Genomic DNA, 11,367 nt, shown 5'->3' with positions numbered 1-11,367 from the left:
TTTCCTTACATATCTGAAATTAGAGTCAATTAAGAAAGACATTGTTCAGGTTATTTTTCCTGATCAGGCATATACTTTTCATTTAGAAGAATAAAAAAATATGTTTTAATATACTTCTAAGGATTGAATGCTATTTTATTTTAGTTTTTATGACTGATTGTATTCTTTTTGTTAGAGTCAAAAGACTCATTGCATATGAGGATACATGCTCCAAGAGATATTAAAAAGTCTGCTAGATTAAAAATCGCAAAAGACCATACTTGAGTACGTAGCATTACATAATCAATAACATAACCATATAGATAATGGTCAATTATATTGCCTACTGCACCTGCTATAATTAGTATATATCCCATATCAAACGCAAAATTCTTTCTTGCGCTCTTCATCCATATGAAAACAATAAAAGAGGTTATCAATATGCGAATGCTTATAATTATTTTTGGTGATATATTTGATAGCATCGAAAAAGATACACCAGTATTATGAGTCAAATACAAGAATAAAAAAGAAAAAATATGTTTGGGCTCGTGTAAGGTTAAAACAGATTCTAGTTTTATTTTAATTAATTGATCTAAGGTCAAGAAAAAAACAATGAGAGAAAAAAATATCATCTGACGACAAGAAATCATCCACGGAGCCTCTCAAGTAATTGCTTAATGACTATCCAACAATACTAAATCGTGTAACATAATATTTGCGATAAATCCAGATTTGAAAAAAATATTATGTACATCAAGGTCTCCTTAAAAGTGAACAAGACTACATTTTAGTAAATATAAAAAATAACGGAATTTAAGTTTTTTTACAGTATAAAATCCATCTTGTGTTAAAGCAGTCAAGAAGCTGATTTTTTTTTGATTTGATTTCATATGTAAAATAGAAACAAAATCTTTTTTATAAGGATTCCTATTTTTCTGCTTTTATCAGGACATTCCTACCTTTTCAGAATCACGCTCAAGATTCCGGGGGTTAAGACACTCTTTTAGATTTTTTCCTGATCTAAAAAAAGGAACCATTTTTTCTTTAACAGATATAACTTTTTGGGCGAGTGGAGCTCTTGCTAATCTTGCTGAGCGTTTTCTAACAGAAAAAGTTCCAAAGCCGCGTATTTCAACACGCCCGCCATTTGCAAGGGCTTTGGTCATTTCTTCTAATAATAAGTTTACCATTTTTTCGACATCTTGATGGTTTATTTGTGGATTTTTTTTTGCAATTGTATATATCAGAGAAGATTTTATCATCGCTAATTTCCTATCTCAAGAATTTCCCAAAAGGTATTTAAGGGCGCCAAACTGCCAATAATCCTTCAAAATTTGCTTGTCTGATAAACGGGACACTATCTTCCAAGGTGGATTTGACATACTTTTTAAAATTAAAATCAAAGAACCAATAATTTTTAGGAGATTTCCAATCTTTGATAATTTTAACGTCTTTATCGACTCCTAGTGAGTATAGGCTTTTCCAAACTTCATCATTTCCCCCTATAGCGTCAATTAATCCAAGTTTCTTGGCTTTAGTTCCAGACCAAACAAGTCCACTAGATAAGGTTAGGGCTTTATCATATGGGATATGGCGCTCTTCAGAAACGAGCTTAACAAACCAATGATACTCATCGTTTACCAGCTCTTTCAAGTTTTGTATTGTCTGTGGATTTGGCTTTGAATAAGGCGAAGGTTCTCCTTTTAATGGAGATGATTTTATGGTTTCTACTGATATGCCTAATTTGTCTAGGAAAGGTTTGAACTGAGGATAAGAAAGGAATACTCCGATAGATCCAATTATAGAGCTCTGGGATGCTATAATAGCATTGCTCGCACAAGAAATTAAATATCCTCCAGACGCTGCGACACCGCCAACAAGAGTAACTACTGGTTTGCGGAGCTTGACTTTTTTTACTGCTTCAAACAAGGATTCTGATCCATAGACCGTCCCCCCTGGAGATGATATCCAAAGGACCAAGGCTTTTGCCGAATCATCCGTGCCAACTCTGTGAATGCGATCTAATAAGTCTTCGTTATCATCACCTATAGATCCACTTATTGTTATTCTTGCCACATGAGGAGTTCTATCTGGGAAAATTGAATCCCAAGCAAAATACGTGATTCCAAGCGCTATTAACAGATATACTATATGTCGTTTTTTTATATTTTTTGATAAGCTTATCATTGTTGAGTCCATGAAAGGGGATTTATATTTTATGTAACGTAAGTTGAATTATGCATCTACTACATACCAAAAGAGAATAAAAATATCTTAACGTGCTATTCTTAATTATTTAGTGTCCTCAATAAATATCTATAATAAAATTTATTTTTTTGCAACCTAAAATTTTTTGATTATTATAAGTATAATGATTTATGTATATGCTTAAGGTAATGGTGATGGCGATAAAGGTATTTCTTCATGGACGATATGAATGAATTGGATAGAAGAGAAAAGCTATTATTGCAAAGAAAAAAATACAATCAGCATTTCAAGCTTATTAGATTTTTGAAATTTTTTTTGCCGACTTTAAGTGTAGTGCTTTTATCGTGGCTTTTTTTTTCTTCTTGGGTTCGAATTAAGCATTTTTCCAAACCTGCAGCGGATTTTTTGAATTTTGAGTTTATGGTGATAAATAAATTTATTTTATCTGATTATAGTAGAGATAAAAAGAGGTATTCACTGTCTGCAAAACGTGCACAAGATAATGAGGGGTCTAAAAATACTATTTTATTACAAGATCTCGAATTAGTAATGCCTATACCTGGATATGATGAGATGCGTTTATTGGCAAATTATGCAAGTTTTGATTTATATCGTAATATGCTTAATATTCAACATCCTTTCAAAATAATATTTAATAATAATGATACTCAGCTATATTTTAAAACTGCTGTTATGGATATAAAGAAAATAGTTCTGAATAGTTCAGATGCTGTGAAGTTTACAAGTTCAACTTTTACGCTTTCTGCGCAGTCTTGTAGTATAGAAAACGATCAAAAAAGAGCTATATTTTCGGGAGACGTGTCAGTAGTAATTCATCCTAAGATATTGCATAAAAAGGTGTAAAAATAATTTTTTTGAGTTTTAAATGAAGATTTCGGATAAAATATATACGCTGCTATTCGTAGTGGTATTTGTATTGTTGAAGACAGATCTGTCTCGGGCGGAGTCGTCTTATTTTTCAAGTTTTAAAATTGGGAGAGATCAAGAAATTTATATTCATAGTGATACCTTGGATGTTCAAGATGATCTTAAAAAGGCATCTTTTAGAGGGGGAGTAACAGTGACCCAAGGAGATACCAACATGCAAGCCGAGGAAATTATTTTACACTATACTGATTCTAGTGATCAACTTAGTCGTATGGATATGAGAAATAATGTTATTATAAATTCAGATAAGAACAAGGCTATGGCTAAAAATGGTTACTGTGATTTCCAAAAAAAAATTTTGGTCTTATATGGAGATAAAGTGATCTTTCAAGAAGGGATGAATACATTTTTGGGATGTAGATTGACTGTAAAACTAGATGTGGGTACCGCTTATTTGCAAGGATGCGGATCTCAACAAGTGAAATCTATCATTAAGTATAATAAAAATCATGGATATTAAGTAGAAATCACTTGGAGGTTTAAGATGTCAGATAATCAGCATAATATAATTCGACGAGAATGTCTTTTATCCGCTCATTCTTTGACGAAGAAATATAATTCTGCATATGTAGTCAAAGATGTGGATTTAGATGTTTATCCTGGTGAGATTGTGGGATTGCTTGGGCCTAATGGAGCGGGGAAGACTACTTTTTTTTATATGATAACCGGTTTGATTCCTGCTGATAGCGGTTCAATTAAAATCGACGGCAGTGATGTGACAAAAATGCCTATGTACAGACGAGCTCGTCTTGGTATTAGTTATTTGCCTCAAGAAGCATCAATTTTCCGTGGATTGACTGTTGAAGAAAATATTCTTGCGGTTTTAGAAGTGCATGAACAAGATAAAAAGAAGCGACGTGAAAGATTGGAATCACTTCTAAGTGAGTTTAAAATTACAAAATTACGCCACGTATTAGCACCACTATTATCCGGAGGGGAGCGAAGACGTTTGGAAATAGCTCGTTCTCTTGTAAGCTCGCCTTCTTATATATTGCTTGATGAACCATTTGCTGGAGTAGATCCTGTTGCCGTCTCAGATATACAGCTTCTTATTCGCGATTTAGCGGCTCGTGGTATTGGTGTGCTGATAACAGATCATAATGTGCATGAAACATTAAATTTGATTGATCGTGCCTATATAATTCATGCAGGAGGGGTTCTGGCGCATGGCACAGTAAAAGAGATTATTGATAATAAAGATGTACGTCGCTTATATTTAGGAAATAAATTTACGTTCTAAGAAAAATTTATAATACTTTATTTTGTATTATTTAGATTTATTACTCAAAAAACAAGGACACCTGTTAGGATGTCCTTGCGTGCAATAAAAAAATATAAAGATTTATTATAAAAATTGTTTATGAAAATGTATAACATTGATTATTATAAATGGATTATCTGGTTTGTAATCCTAGAAAAATTTAAATAATTAACTTTTGTTCCACAGGTCCTTTGCATAAAATTTCCATTTTAATAAACTTTCTTCTCATCTATAACATTCTTGTATTTCAGAATATTATTTTTTAAAGAAACGAGTAATTCAGTTATTAAGTTTTAAAAAGGTATTTAAAAAATTAATCTAGGGTACTCCTAATTTTTATTATTATAAGAAAAAATAAAAAACATATAAATGAAATATGACAAGATTATACATCGAAAATTTTAGAAAAGAAGTGTTATTAATGGATATCAGTAATGCATAAATTGCATTGCCTTATGAAGATACACAACATCTTGTTTACAAAGTATTTTTCAATGCTTTTTTCAGGGTTATCAAAGTATGCCAAGCGGTTTTTTTAATAAGGGGGTATTGCATTAGTTCTTGGGGATGAACCGTAGATAATGTTGGAATAGTACGATTCTGGACCTGAATTTTATGCCATTTTCCAAGATTTTGATAGTTTGCTTTATCATCATTATTGAAAAAAAAATTTATTGTTTTGTTCCCAAGAAAAAAGAGAATTCTAGGTGATACAAGTTCAATTTGTTTCATTATAAGAGGACGACATATTTCCATTTCTATTTTAGAAAGTTGTCTGTTGCCTGGAGGATGCCATGGAGAAATCATAGATGTATGTGTCTGTATTCGCATAACGCCAATAGATTGGAGCATTTTGTCTAAGATATCTCCAGTTTTTCCAGAAAAAGGATTACCGTTTATATTGTCACTATCGCTAGGTGTATAACCTATAATCATAAGGTCTTTTCCTCCTTCTTGAGTGGCGCAAATAGTGGAAGAAGATGTGTTTTGGAGAGCGCAATCGTGAAAAGAGGAAATTAGTGATTTGAGCTCATGTAATGAACGAGCGTTTTGAGCAATAGAATAAGCTTTTTCTACAAGTGGATTATTTGTTTGATCAATTTCTTTTATTGGCTGTGAAGATAGAGGAGGTTTTTCTTCTCCCCATGATTTATGTGTTTTCCCGTTGGAATGATCAAAAACCCAGTAAACGCCAGAATCTGCATAAAAAAGTGCAGTGTTTAAGATTTTCTCTTGTGATAATGTTCTTTTATAAGTCATTTTTTGCTTTTTAATAGTGTTGTGGTGGCAGAAAGTTGCTTTTATAAAAAAGATACAAGTTTAATGGGGGGAAGAATTTTATAAGTATGCCTTGAAGTTTTGTAGAAAATTCTTTTTAAAGGTTCGTATTTTCGATGTTTTCTTTTTGAGCAAACAAACTTTTTGGTTCTTTATCCCTCAAATTGCAATAAATATTCTTTATTATTTTCGCGGAGCAAGGTGGAAAGTCCTATTTTATGAAGGGTGCTAAGAAATGGTTTTGGAGGAAGCTCTTCGATGTTCACCATTTTTCCAACATCCCAAATTCCTTGCGCTATCAAAATAGCGGCTGCTACAGGAGGTGTTCCGGCAGTATAAGAAATTCCTTGGCTTGCTATTTCTTGATATGCGCTTTGATGGTCACAAAGATTGTACAACAATATCTCTCTTTTCTCCCCATGATATATTCCGTTGATAAGACAGCTGATACAAGTTTTTCCTTTATAATTCGGCGCTAATGAAGAAGGGTCAGGTAATACGGCTTTTACTATTTTGAGAGGGGATACTTCTATGTTTTCAGCAGTTTTTATTGGTTTTTCTGACAAGAGACCAAGATTTTTTAGTACTGTGAATACGTTAATATAATGATCGCTGAATCCCATCCAGAATCGTATATCAGCGCCTTCTATATTTTTAAACAAGGAATGAATTTCGTCATGGCCGCTTAAATAAACTTTATGTTGTCCAATAACAGGAAAGTTATATGTTCTACTTATTTCAAACATTTTATTAACACACCATTGACCTTTTTGCCAACTATAGACCACTCCTGTGAATTCGCGGAAATTTATCTCTGCATCAAAATTTGTTGCAAAATATCTATTATGTTTGCCGGCATTGACGTCTATTATATCAATGTCTGTAATTTGATCGAAGTACTCATCTTTTGCTAAGCGCGCAAAAGCGTTAACGACTCCAGGATCAAATCCCGCCCCTAAAATTGCTGTAATAGATTTAGCATAACATTCGTCAAGCATCTTCCATTCGTAATTATTATACCAAGGAGGGGATTCACATATTTTAAGGGGATCTTCATGAATAGCCGTATCAATGTATGCCACATTTGAGTTAATGCAGGCGCGTAATACTGACATATTAAGGAAAGACGATCCGACATTGATAACGATTTGACATTTCGTTTCTTTGATTAATTTTATTAGTGATTCAATATTTAAGGCATCTATTTGGTGGATTTTAATATTATCACTAACTTTCAGTGATTTTTTTTCGTAGATGCTATCTACTATCTTTGAGCATTTTTGAAGTGTGCGTGAAGCGATATGGATCTTGCCAAGAATATTATTATTTTGTGCGCACTTATGCGCTACTACGTGTGCAACGCCTCCAGCCCCAATAATTAAAACATTTTTTTTCATAATTGCAGGATTTCTCTATTTTTTATGCATTTATCTTATAGATTTATTGTGGAACTACTAGCACAGTTCTTTGTTGTTTTTCAGGAAAGATTTTTATAGTAATCATCGTAAGAAAATTCACGTATGATTTTTAGGGTGCCATCTAAATCTTTCGCTACGATCATAGGCATATTTATTCCATTAAACCAATTTTTTCGATTGAGGTTATAGCCTGCGACGTCTTCAAATGATATTCTGTCTCCTATTTGAGGAGGGGTTTCAAAGTGAAAATCGCCAAATATATCTCCTGCAAGGCAAGATCTTCCGCATACCATGGCAGTATAAGGGCCTTTATTAGGAGATATGATCGCTGATTGTTTGTAAAGTAAGCAATCAGGCAAATGGGCTTCTACAGAAGAATCAACAATCACTAGATTTTTAATATTTTGGGCTATATCAAGCACTGTCGTTTCTAAAGTTGTGGTATTAGTTACAATGGCTTCTCCCGGCTCTAAATAAATTTGAATAGAATATTTTTCTGAAAATTCTTTGAGCCGTCGACAAAAATCTTCTATGGGATAAGTATTATCTGTAAAATGAATCCCTCCACCTAGACTAATCCACTCAACTTGGAAAATAAAATTACCAAATTCTTGTTCAATATGGTTTAGCATTGCATCGAAACAAGGGAACGATTTGTTTTCGCAATTATTATGAAACATCAATCCGTTAATGTTTTTGATTTCATCTGCTATTTTGTTTTTGTCCTTTTCTCCGAGGCGACTAAAAGGGCGATTTGGATCGGCAAGAATAAAATTAGAATAAGATATGGATGGGTTAATGCGTAATCCGATATTTTTTTTTGATTTTTGTGCTTTTTCTTTAAATTTATTCAATTGGGATATGTTATTAAAAATTATTGTGTCACAATGGGCGAGAACGACATCAATTTCACAATCTTTGTATGCCACGTTATAGGCATGAGTTTCTCCACCGAATTTTTTACGTCCTAGCATCACTTCATAGAGGGACGAAGAAGTTGTTCCATCCATGTATTGGCTCAATATGTCAAATACTCCCCACGCAGAAAAGCATTTGAGTGCCAGAAGTAATTTGATTCCAGCATTTTTCTGAATGCGTTGAACTATTTCTAAATTATTCAAAATCTTTTGCTTATCGATTAAATAGTAAGGTGTTTTGATCATGGATTTTTTCAAATTCTTTCTTAAAATAAGGTGGTTTTCAATTTTTCTTCTTCGTTGATTAATATAGTAGGAAAATTATTTTGCCAGTACATATCTTAATGTTTTATGACAGCAAATCCATTTCTTATAATTTTTTATTGTTGGTAACTTTGATTGTATTCAAAAAAAATAAGCCCACAATATCTTGATGTTGTATACAACAGCGTTTTTGACTTTTCCAGTCCCTTGTATTTTGATAATAGATATGTCTATCGAGATAGGTTATGCTATATGATAATAGATAGGGATATATAAATAACTATACTTAATCATTGGCAATGATGGCTAAAATCATTTGATATTTTTGCAAGTGTATGTGTGAATTGGTGATATTAATGAAAATTGGTAATGCAATATATAAAAATAATGAAGACCTTCCATGTTTAATGCCTATTTTTCCTCTTTTGGGCATGTTATTGTTGCCAGGAAGTCGCTTTTCTTTTAGCGTTTTTGAACGGCGGTATGTTGCGATGTTTGATTCTGTCCTAGCTAGTGATCGGTTGATAGGTTTGGTGCAGCCAGCGTTGAGTGGGTTTTCTACAAATAGTGATAAATGTTTATCTCAAATTGGTTGTATTGGTCGTATAACCTCTTTTGTGGAAACAGATGATGGTCATTATATTATAACTGTAACGGGAGTTTGCCGATTTCGATTGTTAGAAGAGTCTTATCAATTAAATTCTTGGCGTTGTTTTTATATTGCTCCATTTGTCTCGGATCTTGTTAGTAATGACAATGATGGCATTGATAGGATAGCCTTGTTGGAGGTTTTCCGCAATTATTTGAGAGCTAATAATTTAGATGCCGATTGGGAAAATATTGAGGGGGCAAGTAATGAGGTGTTAGTTAATTCACTAGCGCTACTTTCTCCTTTCAGCGAAGAGGAAAAACAAGCGTTATTAGAAGCTCCTGATTTTAAAGCGCGTACGCAGACTTTGATTGCAATTATGAAAATTGTACTTGCTGCAGATTATTCGCATTATAAAAATCGTCTGCAATAGGGTGGTTGTTAATATGAAAGAAAATGTTCCCAATATAGATCCAAAGCTACTAGAAATTCTGGTTTGCCCTTTAACAAAAGGTAATCTTATTCTTATTTCAGAAGGTAAAGAGCTATTATCAAAAAAAGCATCCCTCGTATATCCTATAAGATCAGGCGTTCCTATCATGCTTGTAGCAGAGGCTCGTAAAATGGATACGAAAGATTAAATCAGTATAATCTCAATTTTTTCTTCAATCAACCTTTTATATCATTTTTTATGATTATCTAAGTGGACATCTCTCTAAAAAGGTTTCTTTTATAGATTCTCACTGTTAGGAAGGCATCTTGGTGTACAGGATAAAAATGATAGTTTTTCAGGAGTATAAACTCGCACTGTATCATGTTCATTCGGGAATGAAAGTATATCTGTTTCAAGAAGAACTTTGTTGCCTGCTCCTAAAACGATGATATTAGTTAATCCGCTTTTTTTGCCAGTTATAACGATGCTTTTTTCTTTCTCTAAGGCTAAAACATCTGTTATTTGATCATTTCCGATGATCACTTCTGAAGGAAGGCTATCAAATTTTAATACGATCGATTGTCCTATTGCTATGCGAATACGTTTTTCATCGTTTGTGGTTGGTTGAGGAGAAGGGGTATTCGTTGTACGAGGTTTAGTTGCATTCTTTTGAATTTCAGTTCTTCTTTTTTCTGGGCGCGCATGTTTCAAAGGTGGGGTAGGCTTTGCCCCTTTTTTTTCATGTTGTAAAGGCTTTAGGATAGGTTTTTTTTCTTCTTTTGCGTGTTTTAAGGGCAATATAGGTCGTTGTCTGTTTGCTGAAGGATCATTTTTATTGGTTTCATCATTTGAGAATGCAGGGTAGCTGTAAGCTATCATGATGGTAGACAAAACTAATGCGATTTGGATACGTGCCATAAAATTCAACCTATAATATTATTTTATAAAAATAAATTTCCATTTTTAGTAAACGAAGCGTAAAGCTTCTTTGTTAAATAGTAGTAAAAATTCTTGACAAAAAAGTTCTGTGGCTTTTCGTCAATATTGTGCATTCATACTTATACATTATATTATTAAATAAGTATTTTTTTTTGATAATATTAAGAAGATTACGGGAGTTTTAAAAAATTGAATGTAAAAGGGCTATTTAAGGGTACTCTCAAGTTCATTTTTTTCTCCTTAGTCATACAATAGATTAAATAAAAAATTGATGTCTTTTGGTGATAAAATATTCATTTACAGTATTCCTTAAAAGTTACGGGAAGAATACTGTGTTTATTTTTACTATAGTTATATTAAGTATATTTTTTAAATTTATATTAAACATAATCTTCTCATAAGACAACTTATACTTACAATACGTATTTAATAAAGTAGTTTTGTTTAATAATTTAACGTATTTTAAATAATTTGTATGCAACATTAATTTAAAATTAGAAATAATTACTTCTGCAAAACAAAACAAGGGATAATCAAAAACAGAAAAATGGGAAATGGAGTTTCTTTGAATTCTTGTTTTGATTATCTATCTATCTTTGTTCATGAAAGCGCTGAAGTATATTTTTATCGTAGTAATATCTTATAGCATCGTCATTAATCGACAGCCTATGCATTTGTCAAGAGCAAGGTTCTAGATTTCTGATTTTTGCGTATCTTTAAGAGGAGTGATTTTTAATGGTCAATTGTTTCAAAAAAATGTTGAAGGATGAATCGGGTACGGCATTTCTTGAATATGGTTTGCTTGCTGCGCTCGTTGCTATAGTAGCCATTGGTGCTATTACAAACCTTGGGACTAAGTTAACGGGAACGTTTACCACTGTTAGCGATAAGCTTAAAGCTTAAAGCTTAAAGCTTCTTGCTGATTAGTTATAACTTAAATTATTGACATCAAATATTCTAAATATCAGATAACCGCCGTGAAATTTATTCATCATGGTGGTTATTTGGTTATTCATAATCGGATTGAGTACAAATTATTTTTATTACAATTTAAGTCAAGCCCTATATAATATATAGCATATATACTATATATTATATATGATTTTCTTTTGCAATACGTTGTTATTCAA

Annotated in this window: 13 protein-coding genes; 6 read left to right on the top strand and 7 right to left on the bottom strand. The window is 32.5% G+C overall.

The features are described from left to right. Nucleotides 1-140: 140 nt before the first annotated feature. The 3 genes from lspA to sppA form a co-directional block, all read right to left on the bottom strand. Entirely contained in the window at nt 141-614 is a 474-nt protein-coding gene (gene lspA, locus CKC_RS00780; RefSeq protein ID WP_244392023.1) for a signal peptidase II, read from the bottom strand. A 312-nt stretch (nt 615-926) separates the two neighbouring features. After that, on the bottom strand, nt 927-1,244 hold the full coding sequence (locus CKC_RS00775) for an HU family DNA-binding protein (RefSeq protein WP_013461568.1): 318 nt from the start codon (nt 1,242-1,244) through the stop codon (nt 927-929). 37 nt (nt 1,245-1,281) lie between these two features. Then, nucleotides 1,282-2,169, bottom strand: a complete 888-nt coding sequence (gene sppA, locus CKC_RS00770) for a signal peptide peptidase SppA (protein WP_013461567.1) — start codon at nt 2,167-2,169, stop codon at nt 1,282-1,284. Between the two features lie 237 nt (nt 2,170-2,406). Here sppA and lptC point away from each other — a divergent pair, with 237 nt between their 5' ends. The 3 genes from lptC (at nt 2,407) to lptB (ending at nt 4,378) form a co-directional block, all read left to right on the top strand. Further along, nucleotides 2,407-3,054, top strand: a complete 648-nt coding sequence (gene lptC / locus CKC_RS00765) for an LPS export ABC transporter periplasmic protein LptC (RefSeq protein WP_013461566.1) — start codon at nt 2,407-2,409, stop codon at nt 3,052-3,054. 76 nt (nt 3,055-3,130) lie between these two features. Beyond that, nucleotides 3,131-3,598 carry an LptA/OstA family protein gene (locus CKC_RS00760; RefSeq protein ID WP_013461565.1) on the top strand — a complete coding sequence of 156 codons (468 nt, stop codon included), beginning with the start codon at nt 3,131-3,133 and terminating at the stop codon, nt 3,596-3,598. Between the two features lie 24 nt (nt 3,599-3,622). Continuing rightward, nucleotides 3,623-4,378, top strand: a complete 756-nt coding sequence (gene lptB, locus CKC_RS00755) for an LPS export ABC transporter ATP-binding protein (protein WP_013461564.1) — start codon at nt 3,623-3,625, stop codon at nt 4,376-4,378. 498 nt (nt 4,379-4,876) lie between these two features. Here lptB and CKC_RS00750 read toward each other — a convergent pair whose 3' ends face one another. The 3 genes from CKC_RS00750 to CKC_RS00740 form a co-directional block, all read right to left on the bottom strand. Further along, a complete protein-coding gene (locus tag CKC_RS00750; RefSeq protein ID WP_013461563.1) occupies nt 4,877-5,659 on the bottom strand; it encodes a uracil-DNA glycosylase in 783 nt (260 codons plus the stop codon). A 170-nt stretch (nt 5,660-5,829) separates the two neighbouring features. Beyond that, on the bottom strand, nt 5,830-7,074 hold the full coding sequence (locus CKC_RS00745) for a saccharopine dehydrogenase family protein (protein ID WP_013461562.1): 1,245 nt from the start codon (nt 7,072-7,074) through the stop codon (nt 5,830-5,832). Nucleotides 7,075-7,154: 80 nt separating this feature from the next. Further along, the gene (locus tag CKC_RS00740; RefSeq protein WP_013461561.1) at nt 7,155-8,258 is read right to left on the bottom strand and encodes a carboxynorspermidine decarboxylase; all 1,104 of its coding nucleotides are present in this window, start codon (nt 8,256-8,258) and stop codon (nt 7,155-7,157) included. Between the two features lie 374 nt (nt 8,259-8,632). On the opposite strand from CKC_RS00740, the gene CKC_RS00735 reads away from it, so the two are divergent. After that, nucleotides 8,633-9,298, top strand: coding sequence for an LON peptidase substrate-binding domain-containing protein (locus CKC_RS00735; RefSeq protein ID WP_013461560.1), 666 nt, complete (start codon nt 8,633-8,635; stop codon nt 9,296-9,298). Nucleotides 9,299-9,311: 13 nt separating this feature from the next. Next, entirely contained in the window at nt 9,312-9,506 is a 195-nt protein-coding gene (locus CKC_RS00730; RefSeq protein ID WP_013461559.1) for a Trm112 family protein, read from the top strand. Nucleotides 9,507-9,595: 89 nt separating this feature from the next. Here the strand turns inward: CKC_RS00730 and CKC_RS00725 are convergent, their stop codons facing one another. Beyond that, nucleotides 9,596-10,216, bottom strand: coding sequence for a pilus assembly protein N-terminal domain-containing protein (locus CKC_RS00725; protein WP_013461558.1), 621 nt, complete (start codon nt 10,214-10,216; stop codon nt 9,596-9,598). A 756-nt stretch (nt 10,217-10,972) separates the two neighbouring features. On the opposite strand from CKC_RS00725, the gene CKC_RS00720 reads away from it, so the two are divergent. Next, nucleotides 10,973-11,140, top strand: coding sequence for a Flp family type IVb pilin (locus tag CKC_RS00720; protein ID WP_013461556.1), 168 nt, complete (start codon nt 10,973-10,975; stop codon nt 11,138-11,140). The last annotated feature ends 227 nt before the right edge of the window (nt 11,141-11,367 follow it).

This window comes from Candidatus Liberibacter solanacearum CLso-ZC1, assembly GCF_000183665.1.
Lineage (GTDB): Bacteria > Pseudomonadota > Alphaproteobacteria > Rhizobiales > Rhizobiaceae > Liberibacter > Liberibacter solanacearum.
Note: the sequence above shows the minus strand (reverse complement) of the source record. Positions and strands in the feature narration are given on the sequence as shown.